Origin of the sequence: Desulfoluna spongiiphila (assembly GCF_900101345.1) — a bacterium.
Taxonomy (GTDB): domain Bacteria; phylum Desulfobacterota; class Desulfobacteria; order Desulfobacterales; family Desulfolunaceae; genus Desulfoluna; species Desulfoluna spongiiphila.
The window spans coordinates 198582-215639 of sequence record NZ_FMUX01000003.1 but is presented as its reverse complement, the minus strand read 5'-3'; the positions used below and the strand labels follow the sequence as shown (position 1 = coordinate 215639).

9 protein-coding genes are annotated in these 17058 nt (G+C 59.4%); 5 read left to right on the top strand and 4 right to left on the bottom strand.

The genetic code is table 11. The annotated features are described in order from the left end of the window. Positions 1 to 81: 81 nt before the first annotated feature. Positions 82 to 2196: a phosphate acetyltransferase gene (gene pta, locus BLQ12_RS06205; RefSeq protein WP_092209351.1), complete on the bottom strand. Its 2115-nt coding sequence runs from the start codon at positions 2194 to 2196 to the stop codon at positions 82 to 84. Between the two features lie 527 nt (positions 2197 to 2723). Here pta and BLQ12_RS06200 point away from each other — a divergent pair. From BLQ12_RS06200 to BLQ12_RS06190, 3 genes are all read left to right on the top strand, one after another. After that, positions 2724 to 4049, top strand: coding sequence for a glutamine synthetase family protein (locus tag BLQ12_RS06200; protein ID WP_092209349.1), 1326 nt, complete (start codon positions 2724 to 2726; stop codon positions 4047 to 4049). Between the two features lie 556 nt (positions 4050 to 4605). Further along, the gene (locus BLQ12_RS06195; RefSeq protein WP_092209347.1) at positions 4606 to 7425 is read left to right on the top strand and encodes an alkaline phosphatase family protein; all 2820 of its coding nucleotides are present in this window, start codon (positions 4606 to 4608) and stop codon (positions 7423 to 7425) included. 95 nt (positions 7426 to 7520) lie between these two features. Next, positions 7521 to 10325: a choice-of-anchor U domain-containing protein gene (locus tag BLQ12_RS06190; RefSeq protein WP_092209345.1), complete on the top strand. Its 2805-nt coding sequence runs from the start codon at positions 7521 to 7523 to the stop codon at positions 10323 to 10325. A gap of 4 nt (positions 10326 to 10329) precedes the next feature. Here BLQ12_RS06190 and BLQ12_RS06185 read toward each other — a convergent pair whose 3' ends face one another. Beyond that, the gene (locus BLQ12_RS06185; RefSeq protein WP_092209343.1) at positions 10330 to 10722 is read right to left on the bottom strand and encodes a hypothetical protein; all 393 of its coding nucleotides are present in this window, start codon (positions 10720 to 10722) and stop codon (positions 10330 to 10332) included. A gap of 188 nt (positions 10723 to 10910) precedes the next feature. Between BLQ12_RS06185 and BLQ12_RS06180 the strand changes: the two genes are divergently transcribed. Then, positions 10911 to 14180: an AfsR/SARP family transcriptional regulator gene (locus tag BLQ12_RS06180; protein WP_139163875.1), complete on the top strand. Its 3270-nt coding sequence runs from the start codon at positions 10911 to 10913 to the stop codon at positions 14178 to 14180. A gap of 469 nt (positions 14181 to 14649) precedes the next feature. Beyond that, positions 14650 to 15801, top strand: coding sequence for a sulfate reduction electron transfer complex DsrMKJOP subunit DsrP (gene dsrP / locus BLQ12_RS06175; protein ID WP_092209339.1), 1152 nt, complete (start codon positions 14650 to 14652; stop codon positions 15799 to 15801). 219 nt (positions 15802 to 16020) lie between these two features. Here the strand turns inward: dsrP and BLQ12_RS06170 are convergent, their stop codons facing one another. Continuing rightward, positions 16021 to 16233 (bottom strand): hypothetical protein, encoded by a 213-nt coding sequence (locus BLQ12_RS06170; RefSeq protein ID WP_092209337.1) that lies wholly within the window; start codon positions 16231 to 16233, stop codon positions 16021 to 16023. Between the two features lie 3 nt (positions 16234 to 16236). After that, positions 16237 to 17055 carry a phospholipase A gene (locus BLQ12_RS06165; RefSeq protein WP_175469537.1) on the bottom strand — a complete coding sequence of 273 codons (819 nt, stop codon included), beginning with the start codon at positions 17053 to 17055 and terminating at the stop codon, positions 16237 to 16239. Positions 17056 to 17058: the final 3 nt, after the last annotated feature.

The following is a 17058-nucleotide window of genomic DNA, read 5'->3' as shown; positions in this document are numbered from 1 at the left end:
TGCCGGGCTGAGCGATTTTTTTTACCGTTTGTACAATACTACCACTCCCCGAGGGGAGGTGCAAAGGGGGAAAACCCATGGCTACCGGGGATTGTCTTCCCGGGCTGCCTGGGCCTGGATGGCCGTGATGGCCACGGTGTTGACGATGTCGGCCACGGTGCAGCCCCGGCTGAGGTCGTTCACCGGGTAGCGGAGGCCTTGGAGGATGGGCCCCACAGCCACGGCGTCGGCGGAGCGCTGCACCGCTTTGTAGGTGTTGTTGCCGGTGTTTAAGTCCGGGAAGATAAAGACCGTTGCCTTGCCGGCCACCTCGCTGTCGGGGAGCTTGGTGCGGGCCACAGCCGAATCCACGGCGGCGTCGTACTGGATGGGCCCTTCGATCTTAAGGGTGAGCTTTTGGTTTTCGGCCATCTCTTTGGCAAGGCGCGTGGCCTCGCGGACCTTCTCCACATCGGCGCCGCTGCCGGAGCCGCCGGTGGAGTAGGAGAGGAGGGCCACCGTGGGCTCGATGTGAAAGGTGCGTGCGGTTTCAGCCGAGCTGATGGCGATTTCGGCAAGCTGGGCGGCATCGGGGTCGGGGTTCACCGCGCAGTCTCCGTAGACGAGGACCCGGTCTTCCAGGCACATGAGAAAGACGCTGGAGACCAGGGAGACCCCGGGTTTGGTGCGGATGATCTGCAGGGCGGGCCGGATGGTGTCCGCCGTGCTGTGAACCGCCCCGGAGACCATGGCATCGGCGTCGCCCTGGCGGACCATCATGGTGGCAAAGAAATTCCGCCCCTTGACCACGTCCCAAGCGTTCTCTTCGGTGATGCCCTTGTGCTTGCGAAGCTCGTAATAGGTCCGGGCATAGGACTCAAGGAGGGGGGAGGTGTCGGGATCGATGATCCGGGCTTTGGTCAGCCGCAAACCCAGGCGGGTGATCTTTTCCTGGATGTGCTCGGTGTTGCCCAGCAGGGTGATGTCGGCAACCTCCCGCTGGAGGAGGAGTTCGGCTGCCCGCAGGATTCTCTCCTCGTCCCCTTCGGGCAGAACGATGTGCTGTTTTTTCTTTTTTGCCCGCTGGATGAGGTTGTACTCAAACATCTTCGGGGTGACGATGGCCGCCCGGGTGGTGACAAGGGCCCGCTCCAGTTCGACTGTATCCACATGGTTCTCGAAGAGGGCGAGGAGCTGGGTGATCTTCCGGTCGTCGTCCGGGGAGATTTTGGTGTGGAGGCGGCTGACCCGGCTGGTGACGGGAAAGGTGTCTTCCTGAACGCTGAGGACCGGAAAACTTCGGGGGGAGGTGGTGAGCAGGTCCATGATGGTGTCGTCGGGTCTCAATCCCCCTGTGAGGATCATGCCCGCGATGGTCTGGCGGGAGGTGGAAGCCCCGGCCGCCAGGCAGGCCACGATGACGTCGGTTCGGTCCCCTGCGGTGATGACCAGGGTTCCCCGTTGGACTCGCTTCAAGAGGTTCTGGATCTGCATGGCGCCGATGGTGAAGCTGCTGACATGGAAGCCGAGCCATTTTTCCCCGCAGAGGACCTCGGCCTCCAGGATCCGGGCCACCTCCCCCACGGTGGGGCGCGCCAGGGCCGGATTCTCCGGGATGCCGTAGATGAGCAGGGAGGCCGCCTGGGGGTTGGTTCGGAGGCGATGGACGATCTCTTCGGTCTGCTCCGGCGCCGTGCGGTTGATGACAGCCCCTATGGTCTGGCATTTTTTGTCCTGAAGGGACTCTAAGGCCACCTCCATGGATCGCACGGTTTCCCGGGTGGATTTCCCGTGGCCGTTGGCCACCAGCAGCACCGGGCAGGAGAGGTTTTTGCTGATCTCCGCGTTGATGTCGAACTCGAAGGCGGCCGTGGAAGTTGCGTAGTTGGTGCCGTCGCAGACGATGAAATCGCAGGTCTCCTTGAGTTCGTTGTATTTTTTGATGATGCCCTCAATCACCTCCATGGGCCTGCCGTCGGCGGCCAGGTCCGTGGCCTCCTTGGCCGAGAAACCGTACATTTTTTCGTACGGGGTCTCCAGGCCGAAATGGGTGGCGATGAGGTGGGTGTTGCTGTCCCGCTCTTCAAGGCCTGAAATGATGGGGCGGAAAAAACCCACCCGGCCGATCTTGCGGTGCAACAGCTCCATAACCCCCAGTACAATGGCTGATTTCCCGCTTCTCGCCTCTGTTCCCGCAATGTACAGACTGTCGGACATCTCTTCCTCCCTCGTCACCCGTGGAAAGACCCGGCCCTGTGGCCGTCGTGACCCCTGTGGTGGCGATTCATCGCCGGGCCTGTCGTCATGTATTCGCGTTATGTCAATGGTTGTGGGATCGCTGCCCGCAGGCCTTCGCAGGCTGTAAGTGGTTGTTGATAATACCTCATTTTTGTCTCAGAGATCATCGGTTACGTCAAGCTTCATCTCTCGGAGGGGCGGGCGCTTTTTTTTACGTGTGGCCCGGTGGGTGAGGTCGTGTCGGGTGCCAGCCGAAGGGGGCGGCCCCTGGCGCTCGGAGGGGCGCAGGATGTGGGAAATATATTGTGCTGTAATTAATTTGGTGGGGTTTTAAGGGCTTTTTTTGAAGATATTATGGAGAAAACTCGCCGGGCGCGGATGAAACTTATATTGAGTTCAAAATAATTTCGTGGTAAATCTGGATCATTGTTCTTTATGCGTAAACGAATGGCGAAGGGGAATGTCCCTTTGCTGTTGTGGCAGAAACGACACCTGGGTAGGAGATTATGGACGAGGTAGACAGTCAGCTTGAACACGTGGATTGCACCAAGCTTTTTTTTACGGACCTCAACGGCAGGCTCATGAATCTGTCGGTGAACAAGCACAAAATCGGCGATATTTTTGAAAACGGCGTGGGGTTTGACGGCAGCTCCATTGCCGGATTCGCCAACGTGGAGCACAGCGATCGCATCCTGATGCCGGACGCGGACAGCCTCTGGCAGATTCCCTTTGAAGAGGAGAAGGTGGGGTTTTTCATCGCCAATGTGCTCAACGAGCAGGGGGCACCGGCCGCCGTGGATCCGCGAACCATCCTTCAGGAGGTGGTCCGGGGCGCCGAAGAGGAGTTCGGGTTCCGGTTCCTGGTGGGCCCCGAGCACGAATTTTTCCTTCTTAACGGCGATGAATTCGCCCTGACGGCAAAGCGGGGGTTTCCCTCGGACGTGCACACCGACCGGGCCGGGTACTTTCACTCCACCCCCCACGACAAGGGCCAGGCCATCCGCCAGCAGATCACCGATGTCCTGGAGCGCTGCGGCATCGTTTACGAAAAATCCCACCACGAAGTCACCCCGTCCCAGCATGAGATCAACCTGGAGTGCACCGACCCCGTCAGCGCCGCCGACCGCACCCTCTTATTCACCTACGTGGCCCAGCGGGTGGCCCAGGAGAACGGGTTTTACGCCAGTTTCATGCCCAAGCCCTTTAAAGAACACAACCGCAACGCCTTTCACATGCACCTGTCCATTCAGGACAGCGAGGGGACCAATCTCTTCTACGATGAGGGCGCAGACCAGAACTTAAGCATCGTGGCCCGTCAGTTCATTGCCGGGATTATCAAGTACGCTCGGGAAACCTCCGTGGTCATGGCCTCCACCGTGAATTCCTACAAAGCGTATGTGGTGGAGAAAGAGGCCCCCATCGTCCGTGGCTGGGGCTTTCGAAACCGCAGCTCCATGGTGCGGGTCCCCTACACCACCAGCCCTTCGGCCACCCGCATCGAGCTGCGCAACCCGGATCCGGCCGGCAATGTCTACCTTCAGATGGCAACCCTTATCGCCATGGGGCTTCAGGGCATCCGGGAGAAACTCGCCAACGGCATCCCCGACAAGGGCAGTACCTATGACCGGGATTACAAGATGAAGGTCTGGGACGAACGCTTCTTGCCTCGAACATTCTATGAAGCCCTGGTGGAGGCGGAGCGCAGTGATTTTCTCAAGGGGTTCCTGGGGGACAAACTCTATGACAACTTCATGACTCTGAAAATCCAGGAGTGGGAAGACGACCGGGTGCATATCTCGGGTCGGGAGCAGCGGCAGTATCTCTCCATATAAGTGCACAAAAGCAAGGGGCTGAAGCCCAGCTTCGCCATTGAGGTTTTTTTTTAACCGTTTTCGTCCGTGCCGAAAGGTACGCGTATTACGGTGTATTCAGTGGTGAAGACAGCGCGTGTCTTTTTGGGGTTTATTCGGATTAACTCCGGTGGCCCGGGAGATTTTGAGCCAGGTTTCGCCGGCCTTGGGCCCCTATGGTCCACGCAGCAAGTAATGCGTGTTTATCAAATTTTTTAGTAACTATTCAGCTCAAAAAAAAGTCTCTGGTGGAAAGCAGGTTGCGGATGCGTTTTGCCCCTGGTAGGGCCGCCGGATGCATTTCTTATCCATATTACAAAGAAACCCGACAGACGTCCGTCTGTCGGGTTTCTTTGTTTCTTGTGGGAGAGTGTTTTCTGATTTTAGCCTTCTTTTAACTTTTTTTTCGTTTTGAAATAACAGTATAGTTATTAGTGTGTTGATGAATGTGTATTTGTAAGGGGTTGATTTTATGATTTTTTAATGTGTTTTTGATGGTTTGGAATATCAAAAAAATGGTGGTTGAGGAATACGATTTATGACATCCCCTTCGCGCGTGTTGGTTATCGGATGGGATGCGGCGGACTGGAAGGTCATCACGCCTTTGATGGACAGCGGGAAGATGCCCAACCTGGAAACGTTGGTGAATAGCGGGGTAAGGGGCAACCTGGCCTCTCTCTACCCCGGGCTCTCCCCCATGCTCTGGACCTCCATTGCCACAGGAAAGCGGCCCTTCAAACACGGCATTTTAGGGTTTACCGAACCCGACCCCCACACAGATGGGATTCGACCCATCTCCAACCTCTCCCGAAAGACCAAAGCGATCTGGAACATTCTCGGGCAGCACGGCATGAAGTCCAATGTGATCGGCTGGTGGCCCTCCCACCCGGCCGAGCCCATCAACGGGGTGATGGTCTCCAACCATTACCCCCGGGCCGTCGCTCCTTTTGGCCAGCCCTGGCCCATGGCGCCGGGGACGGTGCACCCCGGGCGGCTGAGTCCGAGTTTCCGTGACCTGCGACTTCACCCCCAGGAGCTCGATGCCTCCGTGATCCGGAATTTTGTCCCGAGCCTCGCCGAGGTGGATCAAGAAAAGGATCGCCGCATCGAGTCCCTGGCCAAAATCATCGGTGACTGCACCAATATCTGCAACGCCGCGGTGGCGTCCATGCGCTACGAGCCCTGGGATTTGACGGCCGTCTATTTCGACGCCATCGATCATTTCTGCCATGGCTTCATGCGTTACCACCCACCCCGCCTTGAGTGGGTGGATGAGGCAGATTTTAACCGCTACCATCGGGTGGTGGAGAGCGGGTACGTCTATCACGACCGAATGCTCGGGCGCCTCCTTGCCGAGGCGGGAGAGGAGACCACGGTGATCCTCATCTCGGATCACGGCTTCCATTCGGACCACCTGCGGCTCCGGGGGATCCCGGACGAACCGGCGGGCCCGGCGGCGGAACATCGCCACTACGGCGTTGTCGCCATGAAGGGGCCAGGCATCAAACAAGACGAGTTGGTCTTCGGGGCCACCCTCCTGGATATCTGTCCCACAATTTTGACCCTTTTTGGCCTGCCTGTCGGCGAGGACATGGATGGGAAACCACTTCTGAACGCCTTTCAAACGGCGCCGGCCCTCGAAACGATCCCAAGCTGGGATCAGGTGCTCGGGGAGGACGGCAGCCATCCTGCGGATCGACGAATGGACTCCGTCGAGGCCGCGGAAGCGATCCGGCAGCTGGTGGACTTAGGCTATATCGCCTCTCCGGACGCGGACCGGGAAAAGGCGGTGGCCGATACCGTGCGCGAGCTAAAATACAACCTCGCCTGCTCGTACATGGACGCCTCCCGGTACGCGGACGCTGTGGCCGTTTTAACTGAGTTGCATGGGGCGGTGCCGGGGGCTTACCGTTACGGGGTTCAGCGGGTGACTTGCCTGCAGATGCTCGGTCAGATCGAGGAGGCCCGTCGGGTGTTGACGGCTCTGGTTGCCCAAAGGAAACAGGGTGCGGAAGAGGCCGCCCGGCAGCTTGAGGGATACCGGGCCCGGCTGGAGGCGTCCGAGCCGTTAAGCGAAAACGACGGGGCACTGCTTCGTAAACGGGTCAACGAAGCCCGTCCCACGCCCTATGCCATGGAGTTTCTCCTGGGCGTTCAGCATGTTGCGGAAGAGAACATGGAGCAGGCCCTGGTTCACCTGAAAAACGCAGAAAAGGCGGACACCGGGCAGCCCAGCCTCTATCTCAAGCTGGGGGATGTGTACCTGAAGATGCGGTGCTGGACCGATGCGGAGACGAATTTTAAGCGGGTGCTCACCCTTGACCCGGACAACGCCGAGGCCTTCCTGGGGTTGAGCCGGTGCGCCATGGTCCTGCGACGGTATCTTGAGGCCGCCGAGGGGGCGCTGACCTCCGTGGGACTTCGGTATTACAACCCCATGGGTCATTTTCTCCTTGGAAAGGCCCTGGTTCATATGGGGCTCTCCGACAAGGCGAAGGACGCCCTGAAGATGGCGGTTTCTCAAAGCCCCGATTTTCCGGCGCCTCACCGGTTGCTGGCCCATGTGTATAAATTCTTTATCAAAGACGATGCCGCGGCCGAGCGCCACCGGGCGTTGGCCCGGGAGGCACGCCGGCGTATCGACGGCCTGAAAACCGGGGATATCGTGCCGATGGCGGAATCCGAGGCGCTCGCATGCCGTCAAATCACGGGGTCACGGGGTACCGAAGGGGACGCCCCGCAAGTGGAGGCGCAGGCCGCGGAGATCGCCGACACGGTGGTCATTGTCTCGGGCCTGCCTCGTTCCGGCACCTCCATGATGATGCAGATGCTCAAAGCTGGCGGTATGTTACCTTATACCGATCATGTGCGCCGTCCGGACGACGACAACCCCAAGGGGTATTTCGAATGCGAAAAGGCAAAAGGACTTGCCTCTGACGCCTCCTGGCTGCCGGAGGCCAAAGGAAAGACGGTCAAGATTGTGGCCCAGCTTCTTGGGCACCTCCCCCGGGGCATGGCTTTGCCGTTTCGGGTGATTTTCATGGAGCGGCACATGGAGGAGGTGATTCGATCACAGGACCGGATGTTGGAGCGTTCGGGAAAACGAGGGGCGGATCTTTCCCCAGGGCAGCTTGGCGCTGTGTATTTGCGGCAGGTGGGGCGGATCAAGGCGATGCTCGGCAATCGCGGGATTCCGATCCTCTTCATCGATTACAACGCCTCCCTGGCCGAAGCGGCTGAGACGGCGAAACGGGTCAATGCCTTTTTGGGCGGCGGTCTTGATGAGGGCCGCATGGCAGGCGCTGTGGACCCGCGACTCTACCGAAAGAGGGCGGCACCGGATGGGGGGCCGGCCTGAGTCGGGCTGGGTGAGGACGAAGCAAACCTGGTACCCGGTGTACGGGTTCCTGGGCGGGGATGGGATGAAACCAATGGGGTGCTTGAAAGAGAGCCATGAAAAATAAAAATCGTTTAGATGAAAACCAAACGCAGGGATTCAACAGGGCATTGTCCGAGTACTCTCAAGGGGTGCGGGCCACCGTTTCTCTTGAAGAGAAGAAAACATGGGGGCTGGCGGGGTTGGCCCTCTCTGTGGGCATGGCCGGGATGGTGGCACCGCCGGTGGCCTTGGCGGAGATTTATACCAAGGCCTTGCCCAACTCGACTGTCAGTGTGGGTGGGGATACCTATTTACGCATGGTTATTTCAGGCTATGGAAACCTTATCGCTACGGCCAGTGGTAGTGTTATGTTGGGATGCTACAAGTCTCCCACTATTGCCTTTCAAGGGGTTGCACGATCGATCAGTAAAAATGAAGTGTGTCTCTTTCAGGAGGACGCCATCATTTCCAATGAGTGCGGTCCTGGTTCTGCAGATTGGTTCGACAGCTACGGGACATTTGTTGACAAACATTCAACCGGCTACCTTGGGCTGAAGTTTAACGGCGGAGACGAAGACACGGCCAACGATCGATACGGCTGGATGCAGGTCGAGGTGTTCAGCAATAAAAAGGTCCAGTTCATCGCCTGGGGCTTTGAGGACTCCGGGGCCAGCATCAAGGCGGGGGACACGGGGGCCCCGTCCGTTGAACAGCATCCCTTGACCGTGGCGGTCCAGCCCGTCGGTGCGGGTACCGTGGCCAGCAGTCCAGACGGCATCACCTGTGGCGGTGACTGCACGGAAGAGCTGGATGAGGGCATCGAGGTGACCTTGACGGCCAGCCCTGCGGAGGGGTACCGGTTTGCGGGGTGGTCCGGCGTGGCGTGCTCGGGCACCGGGCCCTGTACCGTCACCATGGATGCTGCCAGGAATGTCACCGCCCGGTTTGTGGCGGAAGAGGCTCGTTCGGACCTTGGAGTGGCCCTTGGCGTTGATGCGGTCTCCCCGGAGCTGGGGGATCGGGTAACCCTCTCCCTGACGGTTCGGAACAATGGCCCGGACGATGCCACGGGTGTGCGGGTGTTTGCCTTGCTGCCCATGGGGTTGGACCGTGTGGAGGATGACGGCAAAGGGGCGTACGATTCAGACCTGGGTACCTGGAATGCCGGGTCCCTGACCGCCGGCGAGGAGAAAAAACTGCATGTGTCGGCCCGGGTATCCGCCAAAGGCAAGCTTCACCTCGGGGCCAGGATCATGGACGTGGACCAGAAGGATCCGGATGTCTCAGATGATGAGGCACGCTTGAACTTGACCGCCCGTCTTCCGGTGGGGACCTTTCCTTGGATTGTCGGTGCCAATGTCGCAGACGGCGATACGGATATTCCTGCGAACATCGCCCCCAAGGCGTTTTTTGGCGAAGCCATGGACCCCGGCTCCCTCTCCCCGGAAACCGTGACCCTTCTGTGCAAGGGCGAAGCGGTCCCCTTTGGGGTGACCTACAATCCCGATGAGTTCTCTTTAACCCTTGTGCCGACGAAAGCGCTTTCTTCCGGAAGTGCCTGTGTCTGGACGATCTCCAAGGAGGTCATGGCGATTTCGGGAGCTTCCCCGTCTGCCGACCGGGTGATCCGGTTCACCACGGTGGTGGAAGGCGAAGATCAGGACAGCGACGGGGTCCCTGATAATCTGGAGGCGTACCCCGGAGACAGCCGCCGCGTGACGGTTCGGGCCGCCACCAACACAGGGGCCTTTGAGCTGGACGCGAGCTCCCTGGAGGGCAGTGCCTCCTTTGCCGAGGTGAAAACCCTCTCGGACTGCGACCCCACCTGGCCGGAGGAGGGCAAACCCGATGGCCTGGTTTTTCCCGACGGTCTGCTGGCGTACAAAGTGGTGAAGATGACCCCCGGAACGACCCTGGAGGTGCCCGTGCACATCCCGTCGGGCATTCCTTCGGACGCCCGGGTATACAAGGTTCAAAAAGGCAAGGCGTATGTGGATATCACTGACCTGTGTCGGATGGAAGGGGACACCCTGTATCTCCGGATTACCGACGGCGGCCGCGGCGATGAGGATGGCCTGGTCAACGGTGAGGTGAAAGATCCCTTTGGGGTGGCGGTGCTTCCCGCCGCGCCGGATGTGGACAACGACAGCGGAGGCTCGTGTTTTATCGGTGCGACGCAAAACCGTGGGCTGAAAAGTCGGACCGTTTCTTTTGGACTTCTGGTCCTGGCTGTCCTTGGGGGGGGCTGGAGTCGGCTTCGCCGGGGGCTGTTCTTCGGCCTCCTGTTCCTGGCCTGCAGCCTGCCGTTGAAAACGATTGCAGTGGCCGGACCCCTTTCCCTTGCCGTGGGAGGCGGTTTTGCAACCGGTGGCAGTGAGACGAGTGTGTCGTACAAAGCCCAGGAGAGTGAGTTTACCGTTCGGTACGCACTTTACCCGGTGTTGCGTCTGAATTATGCGGTGAGCGACCATTTCTCCCTGGAACTGGGCGCCCGTTACGACAGGTATCGATGGGACGTGAAACCCTCGTTGAACCGAAATGTGGACTCCGACCTCTTCGGGGTCACCGTGGGCCTGGGGCCGGTGTGGTATTTCGACCCCGTCAAACACGGCGACGGCGAAAACGGCCGTTTTTTTGTGCAGGGGGGCGTGATCTGGCGATACCTTGATGCCGACCTGGACTATCCCGTGGGTTCCTACAAGTCCGCCCCGGGGCTGGAATTTGCCGGTGGCTTTCAGACCACCGACCACTGGGAGTGGCGCTTCGGTGCCTCCTGGTCCCGTCATGAGAGCGAAGAGATCCTGCCGGGCACCCTGGGAACAGAGGACCTGGAGCTTATGATTTGTTTTTTCGATCTTGCGTATCGGTTCGGGCTGTAGGCGATTAAAGCATGATTTCATCCACCTGGGGCGGGGTGATGGTGACGACGTCGATGATGGCCTCTTCGGTGATGAGCTGGAAATGGTGCAGGGGGTGCTTCATGGTGGAGGCTGCGTAGGTTTCGGCCCGGACGTAGTCGAGGAAGGGGGAGGCCTTGTAGGTTCTCAGGAGGGTACCGGTGTATGTGCCGGCATCGGCCTCCCGGGAGTAGCTGGCGTTAAGGTTTGAAAGGGCCATGATTTCGCCGGGGAAGGCAATGTGGAAGAGGCGGGGGGGCCTTCTGCGGGATGTGGTGCCGTCGTTTTTTGACTCTTCCGCCCAGATTTGCAGGGTGCCGGCAACCTCCATGCGCATCAGGACAAGGGCTTCGGCGTCGTTGATCTGCTTGTAATCCATGGGACCATCCGTTTTTTTGGTTGACGAGACATACCTTTAGTTTAATTCGGTGCCCGGTGAAGATCAAGGGCTCCTTTGCAGGAGGCCGAGGGGGCAATCTTGTTCTGGTCCTGGGCGGTGTTTCTGGTATAGATTGCCAACAGGCAATGGTTTTTTATCGGCAACATCTCGGGCAGGGCATCCTTTTCATGGCAGATATCCTTCACTCCAAACTTCTTCCGCCTCACCAGCAGGGCCTCCTCGACCGGGGGAGGTTGCATGCCTGCTTCGGTGACTTGTCCCGCACAAAAATCACAACGGTGGTGGCCGGTGCCGGGTACGGCAAGAGCACCCTGGTGGCCCGGGCCCTCCGGCAGCTCGGGGCGAGATCCCTCTGGTACCGGCTGGATGCCTTTGACCAGGACTTTTCGGTGTTCATGGGGTATCTCATCAGCGCTTTTGAGGCCCTGGACCCCGGACTCCCGGGGACGTTTCCGGCGCTACCGGAAAGGGCTTCGGTGTCCCGCCAGGAGCGGGAGGCCTTTCTCCTGGTCTTTGTGAAACGTCTTGAAGCAATTGTCACTTCAGAGACCGTCGTTGTCCTGGACGATTACCACCTGGTCCGGGAGAGTGCAGAGATCAACGAGTCCCTGGATTTCCTCCTGGAGCGCCTGCCACGTCTTTTGCATTTCATCCTCATCAGCCGCACGGCACCCCTTGTGCGCCTTTCGCGGTTGCGCGTCATGGGGGAGACCCGGGAGATCGGGGAGCAGGAGCTTGCCTTTACCAAAGAGGAGATTGGCGCTCTTTTTTCCAAGGTGTTCGGGATTTCCATTTCAAGGGACGCCCTGGGCGATCTCCATGAAAAAAGCGGCGGGTGGGCCGCCAGCCTGATGCTGTTTCGGTGTTCCCTTCAAGGGACGGGGGACCGGGGGGTGGAGAACCGGCTGTGTGAGCTCAAAGGCTCCCGGGGCTATGTGTTTTCGTATTTGGAAGAAAATGTCTTTGAAACACTGAGCCCCCACGAGCAGGACTTTTTGTTGAGGAGTTCCCTGTTGCCGACCCTGGAGTTCGGGCTTTGCGATTCTGTCCTCGGCATGGACGACTCCCTGGAGCGTCTCCGGGACCTGGAAGAGCGGCACCTGCTCACCTTTTCTTTAGATGCGGATCGCCGGTCTTTCCAGTACCACCATTTGCTCCGGGATTTCCTGCGGGAAAAGCTCACCGAGCGGGTGCCCCGTGAAGAGATCCGAGCCCTTCACCTCGCCGTGGGGGCCGCCATGGAGAAGGACAACGCCCTGGAGGCCCTGAACCATTACCTCGACGGGCAGTGGTACGATGACGCCAGGCGTCTCGTGGAGGGCCTTGAAGCCCGGTTTATCATCCAGGGCAAGGTCCGTTCTTTAAGGGCTTGCCTGGACGCTTTTCCCGCTGCATACCGGAACCGGACTCCCCAGCTCCTCACGATAGAGGCCAAGTTGCGGTCCTGCGCGGGCATGCCCCGGGAGGCCATTGACCTGTTGACACGGGCCCTGACCCTGTTTCGCGGGGCCCGGGATGAGGCCAGCGAGATGAAGTGCCTGTCGAACCTGGGGTTTCTCTACTACTATACCGGCAACGTGCGTGAGGCCAGGCTCCTTCTGGAGCAGATCGTCGGCGGCCAGGCCCGGGGCTCCGACACCTACGCCCTCACCATGACCTTTCTTATTTTTTTTGCCGCGGTGCTGGGGGATATGGAGGCCTCGGATGCTTACACCCAGGAGGCCATGGAGGCCGTCTCCCTCCTGACCGGGGCCGACCGGGAGGCAAAACTTACCCTGGTGGAGACCTCTCTTGCCTACCGGCTCTACTACGCCGGGGATTTTGCCGCCTCCATGGACGTGTGCCGCCGGAGCCTTGAAAGGGCCAGGCAGCACGGGTTGGACTTCTGCCTGCCCCTGACCTATTACCAGCTTTCCGTGAACTGTTTTTTTCTGGGCGAGTTTGACGCGGGGTGCGTCTATGCGGAGCAGGGTATCAAAGCTTCCGAGGCCATCGACCTTAAAGACAGCCAGAAAGGGTGGGTGTATGTGGCCTGGGCCCAGAACTGTTTTGGGCTCGGGGACCTGGACAGGGCCGAGGCCTTTGCGCGGAAGGGGCTTGTCATTTTTGAGTGTCCGGGGAACCGGTGGGGCATGGCCTGCACCCACGACCTGTTCCATGACATCAGCCTGGCGCGGGGCGATGCCGCGGCTGCCCGGGTCTGTCTCGACACCGCAACCGGGCTCATCCATGGCTACGGCCTCACCGTTACCGAAGGGATCCTGGGAATCAGCAGGGCAGGCCTGGCCCTAAGGGACGGTGATCCGGAAAAGGCCCTTGGCCTTTTAAAAGAGAGCCGGGACAAGGTACGGCCCGCCGCCCATCATCTTTTGGCCAATTACCTTCTGGAGGTCCGGTGTCACCTCATGGCCTCCCGCCATGAAGAGGCCCAAGCCGTGTTTGAACAGGCCCTGTGCCTGGCCGAGAACACGGGCCTGGCACACCGGGTGGCCGGGGAGCCGGATCAGCTGGTCCCCCTTCTTGCCCGGTGCCATGGGACGGGACATCACCTGTTTTTGGTGGAGCGCATCCTCAAGGCCATGGGGACGCCCGCCATGGATTGCCTCGGCGCCCTTGCAAAATCTGGAAAACCCCTTGCCAAACGCGGCGCGGAAGTACTTTTGTCCCGCATGCCTCCCCTTGCCGTGCCGCCGCTGACCCTTACCCTCCTGGGCCCCTTCACCGCAACCGTGGGGGACCGGGATATTCCCCCCGAGGCCTGGACCAGCTCCAAGGCCCTGACGATTTTTCTTTACCTTGCGGCAAAGCGGCGCACCGGGTTCGTTCACCGGGAGACCCTTATCGAGCTGCTCTGGCCAGAGGAAAACGCGGAAAAGACCGCCAAACGGTTCAACGTGGCCATGAGCGCCCTGCGCGCCACCTTGGAGCCCCATCGCACTGCCAAAGGGGCCTCCTCCTACCTTGTCAGGCAGCAGGATGCCTATCGGCTCGACCTGGGCGACGGCGGTCGCATCGATGTGGAGGTGTTTGCAGACAACCTGGACGCCCTGGGCAAAGAGGAGGACGCCCCCCTTGAACATCTCCTTGCCGCCGAAGCCTGCTGGAAAGGGCCCTTCCTGGAAGAGTACCCCTTTGACGCCTGGTGCCAGCCGGAGCGCGAGGGCTTAACCGCCCGGTACCTCGCCCTGCTCACCCGGATCATGGCCCATTCCGATATGGCGGAGGACCCCGCCAAAGCCCTTGCCTATGCCGAAACCTACCTGAGTCTCGATCCCCATGCCGAACCCGTTTACCGCTCCGTTATGCGCCTGCATGCCCGCATGGGAAACAACGCCGGTGTGGTGACCACCTACACGGCCTGCCGCACCCACATGGAGGCCCTGGGCTGCCCCCTGCACGAAAAAACCACGGCGTTGTACGAACAGCTTATCGGCTGAAACCCAGGGCACAGGAAACGCCTCCGGCGGCAAGGTGGGGGCACCTTGAAACCCTGTGGCGAATGCATGGAGGCTGCCGTTATGCCCGTGCTTTTGGAGGATTCGCGTGATGTGTGACATTCGGCAACCGTCTACGCAAGAGAGACTGGTTTAACAAACAGGTCTTAAAAATTATTCTTAATAATGAATTTTGGTAACTATTCAGCTTGCCTCCGGCGGGTCGCTTTTTTGAAAAAAAGCTCCGCAAAAAACGTTTCTAATGTGAAAAAGTGGAAATTATTTCGGCGGAGCCTGGAAAGGCTTTCTTAAGACCTGTTTGTCAAACTTTTTAAACGTTTGGCCCCCGGCAGGGCCGCCGGAGGCTTGGTTTTTTATTGCCGTTTTATTCCCGCTTAACTTGCGGTCTGTATACTCCGCCCCGATAGGTTTCTGTTGGTTAGGCTTTGGATTTTTTCTATGCGGAGGGCGTATGCTTGAGTTGGCGATAAAAGGCGGAAAAGGTTATTGGGCGTGGATTGGGGGGCTTCTTGCGGTGCTGGTGCTGGGGGCATTGTGTTATGGGCAGCAGTTGGAGCACGGGCTCATGGTTACGGGCCAGAGCCGGGATGTCTCCTGGGGATTTTATACGGCCCAGATGACCTTTCTGGTGGGGGTGGCGGCAGGGGGCGTGATGCTGGTGCTGCCGTATTACCTGCACGACTACAAGGCCTTCGGGCGGATCACGGTGCTGGGGGAGTTCCTGGCCGTGGCCTCCATTGTGATGTGCTTTCTCTACCTGCTCATTCATCTGGGGCAGCCTTTTCGGGCCCTGAACATCTTCCTTAACGCCACGCCTTCGTCCATGCTGTTCTGGGACGGCAACGTGCTCATGGCCTATCTGCTCATGAATATCGTCATCGGCTGGAACGTCCTTGAGGCCGAGCGTAACGGGGTGCCGCCGGCCCCCTGGGTCAAGGGGCTGGTGTACCTGTCCATCCCCATGGCCTTTGCCATTCACACCATGACGGCCTTTATCTACTGCGGCCTTCCCGGCCGGGGCTTCTGGCTGACGGCCATTCTCGCTCCCCGGTTCCTTGCCTCGGCCTTTGCGGCGGGACCGGCCCTTCTGATCCTGCTCTGCTTTATCATTCGAAAGGTCTCGGATTTCGATCCCGGCCAGAAGGCCATCAAGACCCTTGCCGTCATCACCGCCTACGGCATGGTGGCCAATCTCTTTTTTCTGGGGTGTGAGGTGTTCGTGGCGTTTTACTCCCGGATCCCGGAGCACATGGATCATTTGAAGTACCTCTACGTGGGACTCCACGGCCACGGGGTTCTCGTCCCCTGGATGCGGATCTCCCTGCTTCTCATGGGAGCGGCCGCGCTCCTGCTTGTTCCCCCAGTTACCCGCAACAACGAGGCGGTCCTTATGGCCGCCTGCCTCTGCGCTTTTGTCGGCATCTGGATCGACAAGGGCCTTGGCATGATCGCCGGCGGCTTCATTCCGTCTCCCCTCCATCATGTCACGGAGTATGTGCCCTCCTTCATGGAACTGATGATCTCGGCGGGCATAACGGCCATCGGTCTTCTGGTCCTTACCGTGCTCTACAAAATAACCCTGGGTGTGAAACAGGGCGGTTGAACGTCTCACCTGTTCCTCCGACGGCCCTGGCGGGGGCGAAACGTTTGCCAAGTTTCCATGGGCTGGCTTTGACAAACAGCTATCAGCCAAGATTTTCCCAATATACCCTGAATAAAAGGCGAAAGCTCTTTTCCCCGAGGAACGAGGGGAAAAGAGCTTTCGCAACCTGCTTTCAAGGTGGCACACCTTGCCGCCGGAGGCGAGTTTTTTCCCGCCATGTTACACCCCGTCGAGGATGATGTCACCGGCGGGGATTCCCAGGATCAAGGCGAGGGCATCTTGCAGTTCGTGGAGGCTCGTGAAGCGCCGGTCCGGTGCCAGGTGCTGGGCGAGCTCGTTGCCGGACTCATCCGTTGCCGAGACAACCCGGAAGCTGTCGTAATATCCGTCGTATTCTGCGTATTCCCACTCGATGTCGGCGTAGATGACCATGGCTTACCTTGTGAGCATGAAGCCCGCTCCCACTCGGGTGATTTCGCGGTTGTAGTCGATGAGGCTGTCTCCGTACCCGTGAAAGGCCTGGACCATGAAGAAGACGCCCCCGTTGGTGACGGGGATGCTCCAGGTGAGGCTTGCGGCCCCTTTGCCCTCCCGCAGGTTGCCCCGGGCCATGAGGTGGATGAGCTGTTCCCATGCAAATTGGTACTTGATGTTGAACTCGCTGTACCCCATGAAATCGGCGATGTCCGGGTTGTTGCTCCCCTTGGATCCGTCGGGGGAGACGTCCTTGCTGTCCTCGGTGATGTACCAGAGTTTCAGCCAGGCAAGGAGGTTGCCGTCGGCATAGAAGGGGGTGACGTAGGCGCGGTTCCAGCTTCGGGAGTCGGGCATGTCCTGGCCGTTGGATTCGTGTTCAAAACCGATGTCGGCCCCCATCTTGTTGATAAATGCCCCGTTGCCCAGCAGGCGGTGAAGGGCGCTGCCCGGCAGGAACCGGTAGAAGATTTCCGGGTTGTAGTTCGTCTCCCGGAAGGGGGAGGATTCATTTTCGTTGTAGGCCTGCCAGAAGGACTTCTGGGTGTAGGCCACGTGAAACCCGGTGTTCATGATCTGCTTCTTGAGGCTGAACTGAAAGACGAGTTCGGTGTGTTCGCTGTGGTAGGCATCGGACCAGGTGGCGGGCATGATCCAGGTGGCCTTGTGCCGGGAGATGCCCTCGGCCATGTCGTTGATGGTGTAGTCGAAGGCGCGGGCGGGTGTTGAGAACACGAGCCCCGCAAGGAGCAGGAGAAGAGCAAAAGCACGTGGGCGCATGGG

Bases quoted from the DNA above. Each gene is read 5' to 3' on its own strand.
- pta (WP_092209351.1), bottom strand. From the start codon at position 2,196: ATGTCCGACAGTCTGTACATTGCGGGAACAGAGGCGAGAAGCGGGAAA.
- BLQ12_RS06200 (WP_092209349.1), top strand. From the start codon at position 2,724: ATGGACGAGGTAGACAGTCAGCTTGAACACGTGGATTGCACCAAGCTT.
- BLQ12_RS06195 (WP_092209347.1), top strand. From the start codon at position 4,606: ATGACATCCCCTTCGCGCGTGTTGGTTATCGGATGGGATGCGGCGGAC.
- BLQ12_RS06190 (WP_092209345.1), top strand. From the start codon at position 7,521: ATGAAAAATAAAAATCGTTTAGATGAAAACCAAACGCAGGGATTCAAC.
- BLQ12_RS06185 (WP_092209343.1), bottom strand. From the start codon at position 10,722: ATGGATTACAAGCAGATCAACGACGCCGAAGCCCTTGTCCTGATGCGC.
- BLQ12_RS06180 (WP_139163875.1), top strand. From the start codon at position 10,911: ATGGCAGATATCCTTCACTCCAAACTTCTTCCGCCTCACCAGCAGGGC.
- dsrP (WP_092209339.1), top strand. From the start codon at position 14,650: ATGCTTGAGTTGGCGATAAAAGGCGGAAAAGGTTATTGGGCGTGGATT.
- BLQ12_RS06170 (WP_092209337.1), bottom strand. From the start codon at position 16,233: ATGGTCATCTACGCCGACATCGAGTGGGAATACGCAGAATACGACGGA.
- BLQ12_RS06165 (WP_175469537.1), bottom strand. From the start codon at position 17,055: ATGCGCCCACGTGCTTTTGCTCTTCTCCTGCTCCTTGCGGGGCTCGTG.